Origin of the sequence: Enterobacter sp. 5-4, assembly GCF_000612205.1 — a bacterium.
Lineage (GTDB): Bacteria > Pseudomonadota > Gammaproteobacteria > Enterobacterales > Enterobacteriaceae > Enterobacter > Enterobacter roggenkampii.
This window is the reverse complement of the sequence record NZ_JFHW01000010.1, coordinates 1-18,489: the sequence shown is the minus strand read 5'-3', so window position 1 is coordinate 18,489 and position 18,489 is coordinate 1. Positions and strand designations below refer to the sequence as shown.

Below are 18,489 nucleotides of genomic sequence, written 5' to 3'. Positions count from 1 at the left end.
TGCTATTACGGAAGATAACCGATGATGACAAAATCCCTAAGCTGTGCCCTGCTGCTCAGCGTCGCCAGCGCTGCATTCGCCGCACCGATGTCCGAAACACAGCTGGCTGAGGTGGTGGAACGTACCGTTACGCCGCTGATGAACGCGCAGGCCATTCCGGGTATGGCGGTGGCGGTAATTTATCAGGGTCAGCCACACTACTTTACCTTCGGTAAAGCCGATGTTGCGGCGAACAAACCCGTCACCCCGCAAACCCTGTTTGAGCTGGGCTCTATAAGTAAAACCTTCACCGGCGTACTGGGCGGCGATGCCATTGCCCGGGGTGAAATAGCGCTGGGCGATCCGGTAGCAAAATACTGGCCTGAGCTCACGGGCAAGCAGTGGCAGGGCATTCGCATGCTGGATCTGGCAACCTATACCGCAGGCGGTCTGCCGTTACAGGTGCCGGATGAGGTCACGGATACCGCCTCTCTGCTGCGCTTTTATCAAAACTGGCAGCCGCAGTGGAAGCCGGGCACCACGCGTCTTTACGCTAACGCCAGCATCGGTCTTTTTGGTGCGCTGGCGGTTAAACCTTCCGGCATGAGCTATGAGCAGGCCATGACGACGCGGGTCTTTAAACCCCTCAAGCTGGACCATACCTGGATTAACGTCCCGAAAGCGGAAGAGGCGCATTACGCCTGGGGATACCGTGAGGGTAAAGCGGTCCACGTTTCGCGAGGGATGCTGGACGCGGAAGCCTATGGCGTAAAAACTAACGTGAAGGATATGGCGAGCTGGCTGATAGCCAACATGAAGCCGGATTCTCTTCAGGCTCCCTCACTCAAGCAAGGCATTGCTCTGGCGCAGTCTCGCTACTGGCGCGTGGGGGCCATGTATCAGGGGTTGGGCTGGGAGATGCTCAACTGGCCGGTCGATGCCAAAACCGTCGTCGGAGGCAGTGATAACAAGGTGGCGCTGGCACCATTGCCCGTGGCAGAAGTGAATCCACCCGCGCCGCCGGTCAAAGCCTCCTGGGTCCATAAAACAGGCTCGACGGGCGGGTTTGGCAGCTACGTGGCATTTATTCCTGAAAAGCAGCTCGGCATTGTGATGCTGGCGAATAAAAGCTATCCGAACCCGGCACGCGTTGAGGCGGCATACCGTATCCTCGACGCGCTGCAGTAAAACATTGCCGGGTGGCGGCTTCGCCTTACCCGGCCTACAAAACCACGGTGTGCGGCGAAATTCGCCGCACAATCTTCCGCATTTTTCCTGCTGTCATCTACACTTAACAAAAAAACAGTAAGGAAACTCCTATGCGCATTCTGCCTGTTATCGCCGCGGTGACAGCCGCGTTTTTAGTGGTTGCCTGCAGTTCCCCTACCCCGCCTCCTGGCGTCACCGTCGTCACGCCTTTTGATGCACAACGCTTCCTTGGAACATGGTATGAAATCGCGCGACTCGACCATCGGTTTGAGCAGGGTTTAGAGAAGGTCACGGCGAATTACAGTCCGATGGATGATGGCGGTATTCAGGTGATCAACCGGGGCTATAATCCCGATCGGGAGATGTGGCAGCAGTCGGTGGGAAAAGCGTACTTCACTGGCGACCCGCGACGGGCCGCGCTTAAGGTCTCTTTCTTTGGTCCGTTTTATGGCGGTTATAACGTGATAGCGCTCGACAAAGCGTATCGCCATGCGCTGGTCTGTGGGCCGGATCGCGACTACCTGTGGATACTCTCCCGCACGCCAACTATTTCACCCGAAATGAAGCAGCAGATGCTGGACGTCGCGACCCGGCAAGGGTTTGATGTATCAAAACTTATCTGGGTAAAACAGCCCCATTAGTGGGTGCTGAGCTTAAGCCCAACGATCCCGGCCACAATCAGAGCGAGGCTGGCGATACGCGCCAGACTCGCTGACTCGCCGAGTAGCAAAATGCCGGTGATGGCGGCCCCCACTGCGCCAATACCCGTCCAGACGGCATAAGCCGTTCCCACAGGCAAAGAGCGCATCGCCCAGGATAGCAGAACAATACTGACTATCATGGCGGTAACGGTAATGACGCTGGGCGTCAGGCGGGTAAATCCGTGGGTGTACTTGAGACCAATCGCCCATACCACTTCGAGCAGGCCAGCAATAAAAAGAATGATCCAGGACATGTCAGGCTCCTTAACTTAATGCAAGTTGGGGCCGTCCCCGGTGAAAGAAACGCTTACGGGTCGTCCCGTAAGGCAGAGATTACGCCACCTATTGTGGTTAGCGTGCTATTTTTTTTCAATCCTTTTTTGCTGAACACGTTAAGGCAAGAAATAGCCGCAGTATGGCGCGGAGTTCCGGCTTTTAGCACTCATCCGACTTCTCTATGATGATGTGCTTTCTGATGGCAGGAAGCCAAACCACTAGCCGACTGCGAATAAAATATGTTCAAAATTCTTTTGATTGACCGTTGTCACTTCACCCGCGCGGGGTTTGAAGCATGGCTCAATCATTCCGGTTTGTTCCCGGGACACTACGTTGTGACCGGGCTGAATAATCTGTTTCTTGCCAGAGAACACATTCTGCAATGGAAACCGACGCTGGTTATCGCTGACCTGTACGGCTTCAGGCAGGATATTCACCATTTTCAGCAGCTCTCTTCCCTGCTTAACGCCAGTGAACGATTACCGTTTATTTTGCTGCAGTCGGGAGAGGACAGCGGCATGACCGACTGGCTTGGGAAGTTTCCGGTCTGGTCGTCGCTGTTGAAAAACGCCAGTCTCGAAGAGGTGGCAACGGTTATCAACGACGCGCTAATTTCGCGCGCCAGCGCTGACAGACCAACGGCGGCGGCTCCCTTGCTGACCCGACAGGAAGAGAAGGTGCTGACGTTATGGATGGACGGCGCGAGCAATCAAAAAATTGCCGCTCACCTGAGCATCAACGGAAAAACGGTTTATACCTATAAACGCAATATCCGCATGAAATTACATATGGATACGCGTTTTTCTCCGTTCTTATCCCTGCAGGAATCAGAAAGCTGACGGTACGAAACCCGGCTGGTCCCGTACCGTTTATTCATTACTGCTGAGCTTTTGTTGCCGCACCAGAGATTGCGCTACCACCTTCAGAAATATCCTGACCGACGCCACGCGTGGTATTACAGGCCGTTAACACTGAAGAAAGTACCAGGACTGAAAAGATCGCTGCAATTGTCTTCTTAACCATAATATCTTCCTTTTATAGCCAAAGTTGTTTTGTGTATAGCAACTTAAGAATAGACAAAATCCCGCCGGTTGACGGAAGAGGAAGCATTTTTAGGAAAATTAGACGAACTTAGCTGGCGGCGTGAGAAATGATATGACCCAGATCCTGGATATCTTGTCCCATTCCACGCGTGGTGTTACAGCCAGAAAGCAATGCACTGGAGAGCGCTAACAGAAGCAGAATTTTAACGGTACGTTTCATCATCCCTGCCTGCAAAAAATCGGGCGCAGCGGGCGCTGCGCCTTCAATCATACGTAAATTACTTCACGCGGGATACGTATTCGCCGGAGCGGGTATCCACTTTGATCACTTCGCCAGTCTGTACGAACAGTGGCACTTTCACCACTGCGCCGGTAGACAGTTTGGCTGGCTTACCGCCGGTACCTGCAGTATCACCCTTCAGACCTGGATCGGTTTCAACGATTTCCAGTTCTACGAAGTTTGGTGGGGTCACTGCGATAGGCTGGCCGTTCCACAGGGTCACGATGCACTCAGCCTGATCCAGCAGCCATTTAGCGCTGTCACCTACCGCTTTCTCATCAGCAGACAGCTGTTCGAAAGTGGAGTTGTTCATGAAATGCCAGAACTCGCCATCGTTGTACAGATAGGTCAGGTTCATATCAACAACATCAGCGCCTTCAGCAGAGTCAGTAGACTTGAAGGTTTTCTCAACACGGGTACCGGTCAGCAGACGGCGCAGCTTAACGCGTGCGAATGCCTGGCCTTTACCTGGTTTAACGAATTCGCTGGCTTCAACCGCGTACGGTTCGCCGTCCATCATGATTTTAAGACCAGCACGAAAATCGTTGCTATAGTACGTTGCCATAAGGCCCTCTAAATTTGTTAACTGGTAGCTAAGCCACAAAATGGCGCATATTGTAACCCTAAACACCCCGTCCAGAGAAGATTGGTTATCGCAACTTGCCGATGTAATCACCAGTCCTGATGAATTGCTGCGTCTTTTAGACCTCGATCAGCACCCAGAGTTGCTTGCAGGCCGCGAGGCAAAGCGCCTTTTCTCCCTGCGCGTTCCCCGTGCGTTTGTGGCGCGGATGGAGAAAGGCAACCCCGACGATCCGCTATTAAAACAAACGCTTACTTCGCAGGATGAATTCATTACTGCGCCGGGATACAGCACCGATCCGCTGGAAGAGCAGAACAGCGTGGTGCCGGGTTTACTGCACAAGTATCTCAACCGCGCCCTGCTGCTGGTAAAAGGCGGCTGTGCGGTAAATTGTCGTTATTGCTTCCGTCGGCACTTCCCCTATGCCGAAAACCAGGGCAATAAACGCAACTGGAAGGTCGCGCTGGACTATATCGCCGCCCATCCGGAGCTGGATGAGATTATTTTTTCCGGCGGTGACCCGTTGATGGCGAAAGATCATGAGCTGGACTGGCTGCTGACTCAGCTTGAAGCCATCCCGCACATTAAGCGCCTGCGCATTCATAGCCGCTTACCGATTGTTATTCCGGCACGTATCACCGACGGCCTTGTGGCACGCCTGGAGCAATCTCGCCTGCAGGTGCTGCTGGTGAATCATATTAATCACGCGAACGAAATTGACGATGCGTTTCGCGCGGCGATGGCGCGACTGCGTAAAGCGGGCGTGACGCTGCTGAACCAGAGCGTGCTGCTGCGCGGCGTGAATGATAGCGCCCGCGTGCTGGCCGATCTGAGCAATGCCCTGTTTGATGCGGGCGTGATGCCGTATTACCTGCACGTGCTGGATCGCGTTCAGGGCGCGGCGCATTTCATGGTGACGGATGAAGAAGCCCGGCAGATTATGCGCGAACTGTTAACGCTGGTTTCAGGCTATATGGTGCCGAAGCTGGCACGCGAGATTGGCGGAGAGCCGAGCAAGACGCCGCTCGATTTGCAGCTGCGGCAGCACTAAAAAGGCAGGTGGCGCTACGCTTACCCGCCCTACAGGGCCGGGCGCAGCGCCATTAGCACATTACATCAGTTCGGGCACTTATAGACCTGGCCCGTCATCTGGCTGGCGGTCGGCACGAAGCTGGACAGCATACTCTGCGTTGGGCTACTTACGCCGTAAATCACGTTGCCGCCCATTGCCGCAGCCTGATTACGCAGGGCATTCGCCGCTCCGCGCATAGAACCGCCTTCCTCACCGTGCTGACCCGACATCCAGTTACTTTGTTCACCGGTTGCCGTGCCTAACAGCTGGCATTCACTGCCAGGCTTATCTTCCACAAAGCGAACGCCCTGGCCCGCTGCCGACAGCTCATTGCTGGAGCTACAACCCGCCAGCAGCAGTGCTGCCCCTACAATCCCTGCACAGACTTTTACGCGCATGTTATTCCTCGTTTTCAATAAGCTGGACAGTAATTGTCCGTGTGTAAATCTTATACCTAAAAGATGACTAAAAGAAAAACCCCCGCGCATTTCTGCGAGCCAGATTCCGCGAGGCACTCCTCCGACATCTTAAATGAATTCTGATAATAACCTTTGGGATATCGTGTTTTAGCCCCCGATCGTTTTTAGTGATGCAACGTACAACTTTTGTACGCGACTAAAAAAGGAGGTTTTATGAGTGCATCATCCTCAGGAGAGGAAAAAGTGACATGGGTGGGTTATGTGGCGTTTGTACTTACCATCGTTTTTTTCTCGGGCTTTTTCGCCAAAAGTACCGAATGGTGGCGCGTGCTGGATTTTACCGTCTTAAACGGCAGCTTTGGCCCGGTCAACGGCGCTCTGACGTTTCGCGGAACGGGCGGAACGGGGGCGAAAGACGGTTTCCTCTTTGCCCTTGAGCTGGCTCCCTCGGTCATTTTATCGCTTGGTATCATCGCCGTCACCGAAGGTCTGGGCGGGTTACGTGCCGCACAGCAGCTTATGACCCCCATTTTACGTCCGCTGCTGGGTGTGCCGGGCGTTTGCTCCCTGGCGCTGATAGCCAACCTGCAAAACACCGATGCGGCGGCAGGGATGACCAAAGAGTTAACCGATGAAGGCGCGATTACGGATCAGGAGCGCGCTATTTTCGCCACCTTCCAAACCAGCGGTAGCGCCATCATTACCAACTATTTTTCTTCCGGTGCCGCGCTCTTCACCGTTATCACCATCCCGGTGATTACGCCGCTGGCCGTTATTCTGGTGTTTAAATTCGTTGGTGCGAACGTCCTGCGCCTGTGGATCGCCCACATGGAAAATCGTCGTCTTCAGGAGGAAGAACATGATCGCCCAGCCGCGTAAAAATATCATGGATCTGTTTATTGACGGCGCCCGGCGCGGCTTTACCATCGCCACCACCAGCCTCTTGCCGAACGTCGTCATGGCGTTTGTCATCATTCAGGCGCTCAAGGTCACCGGCCTGCTGGATATTGTCGGCAAGATATGCGAGCCAATTATGGCGCTGTGGGGCCTTCCGGGTGCGGCGGCAACGGTTCTTTTGGCCTCGGTGATGAGTATGGGCGGCGGCGTGGGCGTCTGCGCCAGCCTGGTCGCCGCCGGCACGCTTAACGGCCACGATGCCACCATCCTGCTGCCCGCCATCTATCTAATGGGCAATCCGGTGCAAAACACCGGCCGCTGCCTGGGTACCGCCGGCACGCTTAACGGCCACGATGCCACCATCCTGCTGCCCGCCATCTATCTAATGGGCAATCCGGTGCAAAACACCGGCCGCTGCCTGGGTACCGCCGGCGTAAACCCGAAATATTATCCGCATATTATTACTCTTTGTGTCATTAATGCCCTGCTCTCAATGTGGGTGATGCAGCTACTCTTCTGAGGAGATAAAAATGGATTTTTCAGTGCTGAAACCCCACCTTTTCCGCAACGCACATCTCTACGCCCCGGAGGATAAGGGACATTGCGATCTGCTGATCGCTGCGGGAAAAATCGTGGCGATCGAAAAAGCGAACCACGGAACAACGAGGCCAGACTGCCCGGAAAGCGATCTGGCTGGGGCGGTGGTTTGCCCGGGGTTTATTGACCAGCATGTGCATTTGATCGGTGGCGGCGGTGAGGCGGGCCCTCACACCCGCACGCCAGAAGTTCGCCTGTCTGCACTCGTTGCCGCAGGCATCACCTCGGTTGTTGGCCTGCTAGGCACCGACGGCGTGACCCGGCATCCTGAATCGCTGCTGGCAAAAACGCGGGCCCTTGAACATGAAGGGATCAGCGCATGGATGCTGACGGGGGCGTACGGGCTGCCTTCGCCGACCATCATCGGCAGTGTCGAAAAAGACGTGGCGCTGATTGATAAAATCATTGGCGTGAAATGCGCGATCTCTGACCATCGTTCTTCCGCGCCAGCCGAGGACCAGCTCGCCAGTATGGCTGCCCAGTCACGCGTAGGCGGGCTGTTGGGTGCCAAAGCGGGTATTTCCGTGTTTCACCTCGGCAACAGCCCAAAGCTGCTGGAGCCGCTATTTAGCATCCTGAATAACGCCGACGTTCCCCGCGTGAAACTGCTGCCAACGCACGTAAACCGCGCCCGGGCGCTGTTCCTTGCCGCGCTGAGCTATGCCCGCGAAGGCGGCTTTATCGACATCACGACCAGCATCAGTGAACCGATTGACGCCGCCAGCGCCATCGTGATGGCCCGCGAGGCGCAGGTGCCGTTTAACCGGCTTACGCTCAGTTCGGACGGCAACGGCAGCCAGCCGAAATTTGATGAGAGCGGCAATCTGGTGGGTATGGGCGTGGCGGGGTTCGAATCCCTGCTCGAAACGTTGCAGCAGCTGGTCAGCCGGCATCAGCTGCCGCTGGAAGAGGCGCTTCTTCCCTTTACGCGAAACGTGGCGGCGTTTCTCGGGCTGGAGCATAAGGGACGGCTCGCGCCCGGATGCGACGCGGATTTCCTGGTACTGACGGACGATCTGAAGATTCGCGAGGTCTGGGCCAAAGGCCGCCAGATGGTGCGTGAAGGTGCCGTGTGCGTCAAAGGGACTTTCGAATAGCACGCAATAAAAAACCCCGGGCATTTCTGCCCGGGGTTCGTTCTGAGAGGTTCAGAACAACATGATTACATCATGCCGCCCATTCCACCCATGCCGCCCATGCCAGCAGCACCTAAGTCAGGCGCATCGCCTTTAGGCAGGTCGGTCACCATGCACTCGGTGGTGATCATCAGACCAGCAACAGAGGCCGCGTACTGCAGAGCAGAACGGGTCACTTTAGTTGGGTCCAGGATACCGAAGTCGATCATGTTGCCGTATTCTTCAGTTGCCGCGTTGTAACCGTAGTTACCTTCGCCCGCTTTAACCTTGTTTGCTACCACAGATGGCTCTTCACCGGCGTTAGACACGATCTGACGCAGAGGCGCTTCCATTGCGCGCAGCGCAACTTTGATACCCACGTTCTGGTCTTCGTTCTGAGCGGTCAGGCCAGCCAGTTTAGCGGCAACGCGCACCAGCGCAACGCCACCACCCGCAACCACGCCTTCTTCTACCGCAGCACGGGTCGCGTGCAGGGCATCGTCAACGCGCGCTTTTTTCTCTTTCATTTCAACTTCGGTCGCAGCACCGACTTTGATTACCGCAACGCCGCCTGCCAGTTTCGCTACGCGCTCCTGCAGTTTTTCACGGTCGTAATCGGAAGTCGCTTCTTCGATCTGCTTACGGATCTGACCTACGCGGCCCTGAATAGCGGCTTCTTCACCCACGCCATCGATGATGGTGGTGGTGTCTTTGTTGATCACAACGCGTTTCGCCTGGCCCAGGTCTTCCAGGGTCGCTTTTTCCAGCTCCATACCGATCTCTTCAGAGATGACGGTACCGCCGGTCAGGGTAGCGATATCCTGCAGCATCGCTTTACGACGATCGCCGAAGCCAGGTGCTTTAACCGCAGCCACTTTCACGATGCCGCGCATGGTGTTAACCACCAGGGTCGCCAGCGCTTCGCCTTCAACATCTTCAGCGATGATAACCAGCGGTTTGCCTGCTTTCGCAACGGCTTCCAGCACTGGCAGCATTTCGCGGATGTTGGAGATTTTTTTGTCAGCCAGCAGGATGAACGGGCTTTCCAGCTCAACAGCGCCAGTCTCTGGCTTGTTGATGAAGTATGGGGACAGGTAACCGCGGTCGAACTGCATACCTTCAACCACGTCCAGTTCGTCTTCCAGACCGGTACCGTCTTCAACGGTGATTACGCCTTCTTTACCGACTTTGTCCATCGCTTCCGCGATCAGTTTACCTACGGTTTCGTCGGAGTTAGCGGAGATGGTACCAACCTGAGCAATCGCTTTAGAGTCAGAGCACGGTACGGACAGCGCTTTCAGTTCTTCCACAGCGGAGGCGACAGCTTTGTCGATACCACGTTTCAGATCCATTGGGTTCATGCCCGCCGCAACGGCTTTCAGACCTTCGGTGATGATGGCCTGCGCCAGAACGGTCGCGGTGGTGGTACCGTCGCCTGCAGCGTCGTTCGCTTTAGAGGCCACTTCTTTCACCATCTGCGCACCCATGTTTTCGAACTTGTCTTCCAGCTCGATTTCACGTGCTACGGAAACACCGTCTTTGGTGATGGTTGGCGCGCCGAAGGATTTATCCAGCACTACGTTACGGCCTTTCGGGCCCAGGGTCACTTTAACTGCATCTGCCAGTACGTTTACGCCGCGGAGCATTTTTACACGAGCGTCGTTACCGAATTTTACGTCTTTAGCTGCCATGTTCTTATTTCCTCAAATTCTCGTGCGTAAATTACGCTTCAACAATTGCCAGAATGTCGCTCTCGGACATGATCAACACTTCTTCATTGTCGATCTTCTCGGATTTCACGCCGTAGCCATCGTTGAAAATTACGATGTCACCAACTTTAACGTCCAGTGGCTGCACAGTTCCGTTTTCCAGGATGCGGCCCTTACCGACAGCGATGATTTCGCCACGCGTTGATTTGGCTGCTGCAGAACCGGTCAGAACGATGCCGCCAGCAGACTTGGTTTCAACTTCTTTACGTTTGACGATCACACGATCATGTAACGGACGAATACTCATTGATAGCTCTCCTTTGAGAAAGTCATTATCAGTTATGGATGACGCCGGCCCGCATGCGGTTTTCCGACTAGTGCCCTGAGAGATGGGGATAGCTTTTTACCCCTTCAAGGGGGAGTTGAAAAAAAATTTTGCGAAAGTGTTACCATCGCCTCTCTTTTGGAATTGGCAGGACGATGTCAATGAGTGGACTCAAGCAGGAGTTGGGGCTGGCGCAGGGGGTCGGCCTGCTCTCAACCTCCTTATTAGGGACGGGCGTGTTCGCCGTACCTGCACTGGCGGCACTGGTAGCCGGAAATAACAGTCTGTGGGCGTGGCCCGTTCTGATTGTATTGGTTTTCCCGATTGCCATTGTGTTTGCCATCCTGGGGCGGCATTTCCCCAGCGCGGGCGGCGTGGCGCATTTTGTCGGGCTGGCATTTGGCCCGCGACTGGAGCGTGTGACCGGCTGGCTGTTTCTCTCCGTTATTCCGGTTGGGCTTCCTGCGGCGCTGCACATTGCAACCGGCTTTGGCCAGGCGCTGTTTGGCTGGCATGACGAGCAGTTGCTGTTGGCCGAACTGGGTACGCTGGCTATCGTCTGGTGGGTGGGTTCACGCGGAGCCCGCTCCAGCGCCAACCTGCAGACACTGGTTGCGGTGCTGATTGTCGCGCTCGTTGCCGCTATCTGGTGGGCGGGCGATATCACCGTAAAAGAGATTCCCTTCCCGGCCGTGACAGACGTCGACCACTCACAGCTTTTTGCCGCGCTCTCCGTCATGTTCTGGTGTTTTGTCGGTCTGGAAGCCTTTGCCCATCTGGCGTCGGAATTTAAGCAGCCTGAACGTGATTTCCCCCGCGCACTGATGATCGGCCTGCTGCTGGCAGGCACGGTGTACTGGGCGTGTACTGTGCTGGTGTTGCACTTCAAGGCTTTCGGAGCCGATCTCGCCGCCGCGGCATCGCTGCCGGGTATTGTGGTTGAACTGTTTGGTGTGAAGGCGCTGTGGATCGCCTGCGTTATCGGCTATCTGGCCTGTTTTGCTAGCCTTAACATTTATATCCAGAGCTTTGCCCGTCTGGTGTGGTCTCAGGCGCTTTACAGACCTGATAACCGCCTCGCACGGCTGTCTAAACGCCAGCTGCCGCTGAATGCCCTGAATGCCGTACTGGGCTGCTGCGTGGTGAGTACGCTGTGCATTTACGCCCTGAAGGTCAATCTGGATACGCTGCTCGTCTACGCCAACGGCATTTTCATCATGATCTACCTGCTGTGTATGCTGGCGGGATGCCGTTTGCTGAAAGGCCGTTATAAAGCACTGGCGCTTGTCGGGGGGCTACTGTGCCTGCTGTTGCTGGCAATGGTGGGATGGAAGAGCGTGTATGCCATCGTCATGCTGGCGGTGTTGTGGCTGGCGCTTTAGTAGGCCCGGTAAGCGAAGCGCCACCGGGCAACAAAATCACCGATCGTCTTTGTGATCCAGACGGTCGTGCTGTTCATCCTTACGCTGATATTCCCCTTCAAACGTGTCGCCTGGCCCGGTGCTGAACCCACCGCCCGGCATACGGCTAAAGCGCAGATGCGGCAGCAGCTTCATGGTCAGGTGCTTTTGCACCGGCGGCAGAAGCAGCAGAAGGCCGAGGAAGTCGGTAAAGAACCCGGGCAGAATCAGCAGCAGCCCCGCAATAATCAACGACACGCTTTTGATCATCTCTTCCGCCGGGCTTTCGCCTGCGGCCATCTTTTGCTGCATTATCAGGAAATTTTTGAAACCCTGATTACGCACCAGCGACATGCCGATGACGGAGGTGAAAATCACCAGAATCAGCGTCAGCAGGACGCCCAGCACATGGGCAACCTGGATGAAAATGGAAATCTCAATGTAAACATAGAGAAAGAAAGCAATAAACGGTATCCAGCGCACTGGCATCTCCTGTGTGGCAGAGGCCATCGGCCCCTGTCTGAATGTGTTCGCGACGCGCGTTTGTATGAGATGGTGACGGTTAGCGAAAATTCAATCAGTTTGCACGGATATTTTTTTTGGAAATATTAAAGCGGTGACCCATTTCACAGATTAATAATTATCATGGAATCGGCTCGATAATAAGTGATCCAGCTTACGGCAATTCGCTATCATCAGCATATGATCTCGAGCATCTGGCTGATTGAGGGAATAATCGTCGGTCAGAAAATATTCAAAACCACATAAATACTGTGTGTTTAGTACAATCCATCGGCAGCTTGAAAAGAAGGTTCACATGTTAAACAACATTCGTATCGAAGAAGACTTGTTGGGTACCAGGGAAGTTCCAGCGGATGCCTACTACGGTGTCCACACTCTGAGAGCGATTGAAAACTTCTACATCAGCAACAGCAAAATCAGCGACATCCCTGAGTTTGTTCGTGGCATGGTGATGGTGAAGAAAGCCGCAGCCCTGGCCAACAAAGAGCTGCAAACCATTCCTAAAAGCGCGGCAAATGCGATTATCGCAGCCTGCGATGAAGTGCTGAACAACGGCAAATGCATGGATCAGTTCCCGGTTGACGTCTATCAGGGCGGCGCGGGCACCTCCGTCAACATGAATACCAACGAAGTACTGGCAAACATTGGCCTGGAGCTGATGGGTCACCAGAAAGGTGAATACCAGTACCTGAACCCGAACGACCACGTCAACAAATGCCAGTCCACCAACGACGCCTACCCTACCGGCTTCCGTATCGCGGTGTATGCCTCCGTGGTGAAACTGGTGGATGCGATCAACCAGCTGGGTGATGGCTTCCAGCGTAAAGCGGTTGAGTTCCAGGACATTCTGAAAATGGGTCGTACCCAGCTGCAGGATGCGGTGCCGATGACCCTCGGCCAGGAATTCCACGCGTTTAACGTCCTGCTGAACGAAGAGACTAAAAATCTGCTGCGCACCTCCGAGCTGCTGCTGGAAGTGAACCTGGGCGCTACCGCCATCGGTACGCGTCTGAACACCCCGGATGGCTATCAGCAGCTGGCGGTACAGAAGCTGGCTGAAGTGTCCAACCTGCCGGTTGTGCCTGCAGAAGACCTGATTGAAGCGACCTCCGACTGCGGCGCCTACGTCATGGTACACAGCGCGCTGAAACGTCTGGCGGTGAAACTGTCCAAAATTTGTAACGACCTGCGCCTGCTCTCTTCCGGCCCGCGCGCTGGCCTGAACGAAATCAACCTGCCAGAACTGCAGGCAGGTTCGTCCATCATGCCAGCCAAGGTGAACCCGGTCGTGCCAGAAGTAGTGAATCAGGTTTGCTTCAAAGTCATCGGTAACGATACGACCGTGACCATGGCCTCTGAAGCGGGTCAGCTGCAGCTGAACGTGATGGAGCCAGTCATTGGCCAGGCGATGTTTGAATCTATCCACATTCTGACCAACGCCTGCTACAACCTGCTGGAAAAATGCATCAACGGCATCACAGCGAATAAAGAAGTCTGCGAGGGTTATGTCTATAACTCCATCGGGATCGTCACCTACCTCAACCCGTTCATCGGTCACCATAACGGCGACATCGTCGGTAAGATTTGCGCCGAAACCGGTAAGAGCGTGCGTGAAGTGGTGCTGGAGCGCGGGCTGTTGACCGAAGCCGAGCTGGACGATATTTTCTCAGCCCAGAACCTGATGCACCCGGCCTATAAAGCGAAACGATATACCGATGAAAGCGAACAGTAACCGTTCAGGCTAGGCTTCTTAAGGCACGTCACTTGTGACGTGCCTTTTTTCTTTTTAGGCGTTACCAAAATACAACAATTCAATATCAACTTGTTAATAAGCAAGGCAGGTCCTTATGTTTGGAGCAGAACTCGTCATCGTCTTGTTGGCGATTTATTTGGGAGCACGACTCGGGGGTATCGGCATCGGTTTTGCCGGCGGTCTTGGAGTGCTCGTTCTTACCCTTATCTTTCAGATTAAACCCGGCGCAATCCCGTTCGACGTTATCGAAATCATCATGGCAGTCATTGCCGCTATTGCCGCCATGCAGGTGGCAGGCGGTATGGACTACCTGGTGAGCCTGGCGGAGCGCATGCTACGCCGCCACCCGAAATACATAACCTTCCTTGCTCCGCTGGTGACCTGGTTTATGACCATTCTCGCCGGTACTGGCCACACCGCTTTCTCCACGCTGCCGGTGATCACCGAAGTGGCTAAAGAACAGGGCATCCGTCCGTCGCGTCCGCTCTCTATTGCCGTCGTCGCGTCCCAGATCGCGATTACCGCCTCGCCGATTTCCGCGGCGGTGGTCTTCTTCGCCGGTATCCTGGAGCCGATGGGCGTGAGCTACCTGACGCTGCTGGCGATCTGCATTCCGGTGACGCTGATTGCGGTGATGATTACCGCCGTGCTGTGTAACTTCCTCGGTGCTGAACTGAAAGACGATCCGGTTTATCAGGAGCGTCTGGCAAAAGGTGAAGTGAGCCTGCGCGGCAGCCAGGTCTTCGAACTGAAGCCACATGCGAAACGCTCCGTGCTGTTGTTCCTGATTGGTATTGTTGCCGTCATGTTCTATGCGACCGCCATCAGCGATACCGTGGGGCTGATCCAGAACCCGGTCCTGCCGCGTAACGAAGCGATTGTGGTCTTCATGCTGACCATCGCGACGCTGATTAGCATCACCTGTAAAATTGACACCAGCGAAGTGCTGAACGCCAGCACCTTCAAATCCGGCATGAGCGCCTGCGTGTGCGTGCTGGGTGTGGCGTGGCTCGGTGATACCTTCGTGAAAGCGCACATCAGCGACATTCAAACCGTGGCCGGCGACCTGCTGCATAACTACCCGTGGCTGCTGGCGGTCGTGCTGTTCTTTGCGGCTACCCTGCTCTACTCTCAGGCAGCGACCACCAAAGCGCTGATGCCTGCGGCTCTGATGCTGGGCGTCACCCCGTTAACCGCTATTGCCTCGTTTGCTGCCGTTTCTGCCCTGTTCGTGCTGCCTACCTACCCAACCTTGCTGGCGGCCGTTGAGATGGACGACACCGGCTCAACCCGTATCGGTAAGTATGTGTTTAACCATGCGTTCCTGATCCCGGGCGTGGTCGCCATTTCACTCTGCGTGATCCTCGGCTTTATCATCGGTGGCGTGGTGCTGTAAACCGTTCCCCGTTGTAAAAATAGTTAAAATCGGGCCGCTCTGCGGCCCGTTTCATTAATGACCAACCGCCTTGCGTGATATAGTGAAGCCTTTCGTGATGAGGAGGTCGACTTGTGAACACGCCTGATGCCGTTGTCGTACTGTGCACCGCCCCTGATGAAGCTTCTGCCCAGGATCTCGCCGCCAAAGTGCTGGCCGAAAAACGGGCAGCCTGCGTCACGCTCCTCCCCGGCGCTACCTCTCTTTACTATTGGGAAGGTAAGCTGGAGCAAGAGTACGAAGTCCAGATGTTGCTCAAAACCAATCTGACAAACCAGCAGGCACTCCTCGACTGCCTCAAATCTCATCATCCTTACCAAACCCCGGAACTGCTGGTTCTGCCAGTGGTCCACGGCGATAACGACTATCTCTCATGGCTCAACGCTTCCTTACGCTAATCCTGCTGCTTTGCAGCACATCGGTTTTTGCCGGGCTGTTTGACGCGCCCGGCCGTTCGAACTTCATTCCTGCCGATCGGGCGTTTGTTTTCGATTTCCAGCAAAACCAGCACGACCTTACGCTCAACTGGCAGGTGAAAGAGGGCTATTACCTCTATCGCAAACAGGTGAGCATTACGCCTGCTCAGGCCAGCGTGGGCGCATTACAGATGCCCGCTGGCGAGTGGCATGAAGATGAGTTTTACGGCAAAAGCGAAATCTATCGCCAGCGCCTGGGCGTGCCCGTTACGGTGAACCAGGCGGATAAAGGCGCGACCCTGACGGTGACCTATCAGGGGTGCGCGGATGCCGGATTCTGCTATCCGCCGGAAACAAAGGTGGTTCCGCTTAGTGAGGTGAAAGCGTCGCCCACGATTTCACCTCTTCCTTCAGGCGAGAAGCATGAGGATACCGCTGACCTTCCGTTCTCCGCGCTGTGGGCCTTACTGATTGGCATTGGCATTGCCTTTACCCCCTGCGTGCTGCCGATGTATCCGCTCATCTCTGGCATCGTGCTGGGCGGCAAACAGCGCCTTTCCACCGCACGCGCGCTGCTGCTGGCCTTTATTTACGTGCAGGGTATGGCGCTGACCTACACGGCGCTCGGCCTTGTGGTCGCCGCTGCCGGGTTGCAGTTCCAGGCCGCACTTCAGCACCCGTACGTGCTGATTGGCCTGTCGGCGATATTTATCCTGCTGGCACTGTCGATGTTTGGCCTGTTCACGCTGCAGTTACCGTCAGCTCTGCAAACCCGCTTAACGCTGATGAGCAATCGTCAGCAGGGTGGTTCGGCAGGCGGCGTGTTTATGATGGGGGCCATCGCCGGACTGATTTGCTCCCCTTGCACCACTGCCCCGCTGAGCGCCATCCTGCTCTATATTGCCCAGAGCGGCAATCTGTGGCTCGGCGGCGGTACGCTGTACCTTTACGCGCTGGGCATGGGCCTGCCGCTGATTCTGGTCACGGTTTTCGGCAACCGCCTGCTGCCGAAGAGCGGCCCGTGGATGGAGACGGTGAAAACCGCATTTGGTTTTGTGATTCTGGCGCTGCCGGTGTTTCTGCTGGAACGCATTACGGGTGACGTATGGGGCACTCGCCTGTGGGCGATGCTCGGCGTAGCGTTCTTCTCCTGGGCATTTATCGTCAGTCTGGGGGCCAAAAAAGCGTGGATGCGCCTGGTGCAAATTCTCCTGCTCGCCGCCGCGCTGGTGAGCGTGCGTCCTCTGCAGGATTGGGCGTTCGGCTCGCCGGTCGGCCAGACGCAGGCGCATTTGAACTTTATGCAGATTAAGAACGTCGATGAGCTCAACAGCGCGCTTGCGCAGGCGAAGGGCAAACCGGTGATGCTCGATCTCTATGCCGACTGGTGCGTCGCCTGTAAAGAGTTTGAAAAATACACCTTTAGCGATCCACAGGTGCAAAACGCCCTGAAAGAGACGGTTCTGCTCCAGGCGAACGTGACAGCCAATAATGCGCAGGATAAGGCTCTGCTGAAGCAGCTTAACGTGCTCGGGCTGCCAACCATTCTGTTCTTCAATCAACAGGGTCAGGAGCAGCCAGAACAGCGTGTAACCGGGTTTATGGATGCAGCGGCATTTAGCGCGCATTTGCGCAATCGCCAACCGTAAACAACACTTTAAACGGAACATACCGTTGGGAATAGCGGAGGAGATAACCGTGCAACGTGAAGACGTACTGGGACAAGCCCTGCAATTACTTGAGATTTATGGGATCGCCAGCACCACGCTTGAGATGGTAGCCGACCGTATCGATTACCCCCTGGATGATCTTAAGCGCTTCTGGCCGGATAAAGAGGCGCTCGTTTATGATGCTCTGCGCTATCTCAGCCAGCAGGTTGATATCTGGCGCAGGCAGCTGATGCTGAATGAAGAACTGACTGCGGAACAAAAGCTTCTGGCGCGCTATACCGCCCTGACGGAATGTGTCAGCAACAACCGCTATCCGGGCTGCCTGTTTATTGCGGCCTGTACGTTCTATCCCGATCCCGACCATCCTGTCCATCAGTTGGCGGATCAGCAAAAACGGGCTGCGCATGACTTCACTCACGAGCTGCTGACCCGTCTTGAAGTGGATGACCCGGCAATGGTGGCGAAACAGATGGAGCTGGTGCTGGAGGGCTGCCTGAGCCGCATGCTGGTGAACCGTAGCCAGGCCGATGTGGATACGGCGCACCGACTGGCAGAAGATATTCTGCGCTTTGCTCAGTGCCGTATGGGCGGGGCGTTAACGTAAGCGAACCTGTCATATTTGACGTATTCGACGCGTAAACCATCAGATTGCCGCAAAGTTAAGCAATTGAACAGCTTTCCCCGAAATAATGTTGACGATAAGGCGCGATTGCGGTTTAATGCGCTCCGTTGCCCGGATAGCTCAGTCGGTAGAGCAGGGGATTGAAAATCCCCGTGTCCTTGGTTCGATTCCGAGTCCGGGCACCACTATTTAAAGAACCCAGCCTATGGCTGGGTTTTTGCTTTTCTGCGTTTATAAATCCCTTCTTTAGTATTCTTGCTTCTTTTTACCGTGGGATCGTGCGGTCTGCCATGCCCGGTGGCGCTGCGCTTACCGGGCTACAGGTTTTGTAGGCCGGATAAGGCGAAGCCGCCATCCGGCATGATTTCTGACGCACAAAGCAAAAAACCCCGCACCTGCCGGTACGGGGTTCTTCTAATTGATGCCTGGCAGTTCCCTACTCTCACATGGGGAGACCCCACACTAC

Annotated in this window: 21 protein-coding genes and 1 tRNA gene; 14 read left to right on the top strand and 8 right to left on the bottom strand. The window is 55.2% G+C overall.

Annotated features, from left to right (window positions below; all coding sequences use genetic code 11):
• Positions 1-21 precede the first annotated feature (21 nt).
• The gene (gene blaMIR, locus AA74_RS0106280) at positions 22-1,167 is read left to right on the top strand and encodes an MIR family cephalosporin-hydrolyzing class C beta-lactamase (RefSeq protein ID WP_025911878.1); all 1,146 of its coding nucleotides are present in this window, start codon (positions 22-24) and stop codon (positions 1,165-1,167) included.
• Positions 1,168-1,298: 131 nt separating this feature from the next.
• Positions 1,299-1,829, top strand: a complete 531-nt coding sequence (locus tag AA74_RS0106275; RefSeq protein WP_021240724.1) for a lipocalin family protein — start codon at positions 1,299-1,301, stop codon at positions 1,827-1,829.
• Here the strand turns inward: AA74_RS0106275 and sugE are convergent.
• A complete protein-coding gene (gene sugE, locus AA74_RS0106270) occupies positions 1,826-2,143 on the bottom strand; it encodes a quaternary ammonium compound efflux SMR transporter SugE (RefSeq protein WP_008502938.1) in 318 nt (105 codons plus the stop codon). The genes AA74_RS0106275 and sugE overlap by 4 nt on opposite strands.
• A 261-nt stretch (positions 2,144-2,404) precedes the next feature.
• On the opposite strand from sugE, the gene AA74_RS0106265 reads away from it, so the two are divergent.
• Complete coding sequence (locus AA74_RS0106265) at positions 2,405-3,004, top strand: LuxR C-terminal-related transcriptional regulator (protein ID WP_021240725.1); 600 nt, start codon at positions 2,405-2,407, stop codon at positions 3,002-3,004.
• A gap of 37 nt (positions 3,005-3,041) precedes the next feature.
• Here the strand turns inward: AA74_RS0106265 and ecnB are convergent, their stop codons facing one another.
• The 3 genes from ecnB to efp form a co-directional block, all read right to left on the bottom strand.
• A complete protein-coding gene (gene ecnB / locus AA74_RS0106260) occupies positions 3,042-3,188 on the bottom strand; it encodes a lipoprotein toxin entericidin B (RefSeq protein WP_003025482.1) in 147 nt (48 codons plus the stop codon).
• Between the two features lie 108 nt (positions 3,189-3,296).
• Positions 3,297-3,428: an entericidin A/B family lipoprotein gene (locus AA74_RS0106255; RefSeq protein WP_024907352.1), complete on the bottom strand. Its 132-nt coding sequence runs from the start codon at positions 3,426-3,428 to the stop codon at positions 3,297-3,299.
• Between the two features lie 58 nt (positions 3,429-3,486).
• Positions 3,487-4,053, bottom strand: a complete 567-nt coding sequence (efp, locus tag AA74_RS0106250) for an elongation factor P (protein WP_008502940.1) — start codon at positions 4,051-4,053, stop codon at positions 3,487-3,489.
• A 40-nt stretch (positions 4,054-4,093) separates the two neighbouring features.
• Between efp and epmB the strand changes: the two genes are divergently transcribed.
• On the top strand, positions 4,094-5,122 hold the full coding sequence (gene epmB / locus AA74_RS0106245; protein WP_025911872.1) for an EF-P beta-lysylation protein EpmB: 1,029 nt from the start codon (positions 4,094-4,096) through the stop codon (positions 5,120-5,122).
• Between the two features lie 65 nt (positions 5,123-5,187).
• On the opposite strand, the gene AA74_RS0106240 is transcribed toward epmB, so the two are convergent.
• Complete coding sequence (locus tag AA74_RS0106240; RefSeq protein WP_008502942.1) at positions 5,188-5,541, bottom strand: DUF4156 domain-containing protein; 354 nt, start codon at positions 5,539-5,541, stop codon at positions 5,188-5,190.
• Between the two features lie 234 nt (positions 5,542-5,775).
• Here AA74_RS0106240 and AA74_RS0106235 point away from each other — a divergent pair, with 234 nt between their 5' ends.
• Genes AA74_RS0106235 through iadA form a run of 3 tightly spaced genes read left to right on the top strand, consistent with a single transcriptional unit; the run spans position 5,776 to position 8,153 of the window.
• Positions 5,776-6,441 carry a nucleoside recognition domain-containing protein gene (locus AA74_RS0106235; protein WP_025911870.1) on the top strand — a complete coding sequence of 222 codons (666 nt, stop codon included), beginning with the start codon at positions 5,776-5,778 and terminating at the stop codon, positions 6,439-6,441.
• Entirely contained in the window at positions 6,422-6,979 is a 558-nt protein-coding gene (locus AA74_RS0106230; protein WP_025911869.1) for a YjiG family protein, read from the top strand. Before AA74_RS0106235 ends, AA74_RS0106230 begins: the two co-directional genes overlap by 20 nt.
• A 10-nt stretch (positions 6,980-6,989) precedes the next feature.
• Entirely contained in the window at positions 6,990-8,153 is a 1,164-nt protein-coding gene (iadA, locus tag AA74_RS0106225) for a beta-aspartyl-peptidase (RefSeq protein ID WP_025911868.1), read from the top strand.
• A 65-nt stretch (positions 8,154-8,218) separates the two neighbouring features.
• On the opposite strand, the gene groL is transcribed toward iadA, so the two are convergent.
• Both groL and AA74_RS0106215 read right to left on the bottom strand, forming a co-directional pair.
• The gene (gene groL / locus AA74_RS0106220; RefSeq protein ID WP_008502946.1) at positions 8,219-9,862 is read right to left on the bottom strand and encodes a chaperonin GroEL; all 1,644 of its coding nucleotides are present in this window, start codon (positions 9,860-9,862) and stop codon (positions 8,219-8,221) included.
• 31 nt (positions 9,863-9,893) lie between these two features.
• Positions 9,894-10,187: a co-chaperone GroES gene (locus tag AA74_RS0106215; protein WP_003855929.1), complete on the bottom strand. Its 294-nt coding sequence runs from the start codon at positions 10,185-10,187 to the stop codon at positions 9,894-9,896.
• 179 nt (positions 10,188-10,366) lie between these two features.
• On the opposite strand from AA74_RS0106215, the gene yjeH reads away from it, so the two are divergent.
• Positions 10,367-11,587, top strand: coding sequence for an L-methionine/branched-chain amino acid transporter (gene yjeH, locus AA74_RS0106210; protein WP_025911862.1), 1,221 nt, complete (start codon positions 10,367-10,369; stop codon positions 11,585-11,587).
• Positions 11,588-11,623: 36 nt separating this feature from the next.
• Here the strand turns inward: yjeH and AA74_RS0106205 are convergent, their stop codons facing one another.
• Complete coding sequence (locus AA74_RS0106205) at positions 11,624-12,088, bottom strand: FxsA family protein (RefSeq protein WP_023616652.1); 465 nt, start codon at positions 12,086-12,088, stop codon at positions 11,624-11,626.
• A gap of 334 nt (positions 12,089-12,422) precedes the next feature.
• On the opposite strand from AA74_RS0106205, the gene aspA reads away from it, so the two are divergent.
• The 6 genes from aspA to AA74_RS0106175 all read left to right on the top strand — a co-directional run bounded on the left by aspA (position 12,423) and on the right by AA74_RS0106175 (position 18,208).
• Positions 12,423-13,859: an aspartate ammonia-lyase gene (aspA, locus tag AA74_RS0106200; RefSeq protein ID WP_003855923.1), complete on the top strand. Its 1,437-nt coding sequence runs from the start codon at positions 12,423-12,425 to the stop codon at positions 13,857-13,859.
• Positions 13,860-13,974: 115 nt separating this feature from the next.
• On the top strand, positions 13,975-15,276 hold the full coding sequence (locus AA74_RS0106195) for an anaerobic C4-dicarboxylate transporter (RefSeq protein ID WP_024907357.1): 1,302 nt from the start codon (positions 13,975-13,977) through the stop codon (positions 15,274-15,276).
• Positions 15,277-15,389: 113 nt separating this feature from the next.
• Complete coding sequence (gene cutA, locus AA74_RS0106190) at positions 15,390-15,713, top strand: divalent cation tolerance protein CutA (protein ID WP_025911849.1); 324 nt, start codon at positions 15,390-15,392, stop codon at positions 15,711-15,713.
• Entirely contained in the window at positions 15,689-17,380 is a 1,692-nt protein-coding gene (locus AA74_RS0106185; RefSeq protein ID WP_025911846.1) for a protein-disulfide reductase DsbD, read from the top strand. Before cutA ends, AA74_RS0106185 begins: the two co-directional genes overlap by 25 nt.
• Positions 17,381-17,429: 49 nt before the next feature.
• Positions 17,430-18,005, top strand: a complete 576-nt coding sequence (locus tag AA74_RS0106180) for a transcriptional regulator (RefSeq protein WP_021240733.1) — start codon at positions 17,430-17,432, stop codon at positions 18,003-18,005.
• 127 nt (positions 18,006-18,132) lie between these two features.
• Positions 18,133-18,208, top strand: a tRNA-Phe gene (locus AA74_RS0106175).
• Positions 18,209-18,489: the final 281 nt, after the last annotated feature.

What these genes read in the sequence shown, in the direction of transcription:
- blaMIR (WP_025911878.1), top strand. Translation starts at nt 22, where the DNA reads ATGATGACAAAATCCCTAAGCTGTGCCCTGCTGCTCAGCGTCGCCAGC.
- AA74_RS0106265 (WP_021240725.1), top strand. Translation starts at nt 2,405, where the DNA reads ATGTTCAAAATTCTTTTGATTGACCGTTGTCACTTCACCCGCGCGGGG.
- AA74_RS0106240 (WP_008502942.1), bottom strand. Translation starts at nt 5,541, where the DNA reads ATGCGCGTAAAAGTCTGTGCAGGGATTGTAGGGGCAGCACTGCTGCTG.
- AA74_RS0106230 (WP_025911869.1), top strand. Translation starts at nt 6,422, where the DNA reads ATGATCGCCCAGCCGCGTAAAAATATCATGGATCTGTTTATTGACGGC.
- AA74_RS0106235 (WP_025911870.1), top strand. Translation starts at nt 5,776, where the DNA reads ATGAGTGCATCATCCTCAGGAGAGGAAAAAGTGACATGGGTGGGTTAT.
- AA74_RS0106215 (WP_003855929.1), bottom strand. Translation starts at nt 10,187, where the DNA reads ATGAGTATTCGTCCGTTACATGATCGTGTGATCGTCAAACGTAAAGAA.
- iadA (WP_025911868.1), top strand. Translation starts at nt 6,990, where the DNA reads ATGGATTTTTCAGTGCTGAAACCCCACCTTTTCCGCAACGCACATCTC.
- ecnB (WP_003025482.1), bottom strand. Translation starts at nt 3,188, where the DNA reads ATGGTTAAGAAGACAATTGCAGCGATCTTTTCAGTCCTGGTACTTTCT.
- AA74_RS0106275 (WP_021240724.1), top strand. Translation starts at nt 1,299, where the DNA reads ATGCGCATTCTGCCTGTTATCGCCGCGGTGACAGCCGCGTTTTTAGTG.
- yjeH (WP_025911862.1), top strand. Translation starts at nt 10,367, where the DNA reads ATGAGTGGACTCAAGCAGGAGTTGGGGCTGGCGCAGGGGGTCGGCCTG.
- epmB (WP_025911872.1), top strand. Translation starts at nt 4,094, where the DNA reads ATGGCGCATATTGTAACCCTAAACACCCCGTCCAGAGAAGATTGGTTA.
- AA74_RS0106185 (WP_025911846.1), top strand. Translation starts at nt 15,689, where the DNA reads ATGGCTCAACGCTTCCTTACGCTAATCCTGCTGCTTTGCAGCACATCG.
- sugE (WP_008502938.1), bottom strand. Translation starts at nt 2,143, where the DNA reads ATGTCCTGGATCATTCTTTTTATTGCTGGCCTGCTCGAAGTGGTATGG.
- AA74_RS0106255 (WP_024907352.1), bottom strand. Translation starts at nt 3,428, where the DNA reads ATGAAACGTACCGTTAAAATTCTGCTTCTGTTAGCGCTCTCCAGTGCA.
- AA74_RS0106195 (WP_024907357.1), top strand. Translation starts at nt 13,975, where the DNA reads ATGTTTGGAGCAGAACTCGTCATCGTCTTGTTGGCGATTTATTTGGGA.
- aspA (WP_003855923.1), top strand. Translation starts at nt 12,423, where the DNA reads ATGTTAAACAACATTCGTATCGAAGAAGACTTGTTGGGTACCAGGGAA.
- groL (WP_008502946.1), bottom strand. Translation starts at nt 9,862, where the DNA reads ATGGCAGCTAAAGACGTAAAATTCGGTAACGACGCTCGTGTAAAAATG.
- efp (WP_008502940.1), bottom strand. Translation starts at nt 4,053, where the DNA reads ATGGCAACGTACTATAGCAACGATTTTCGTGCTGGTCTTAAAATCATG.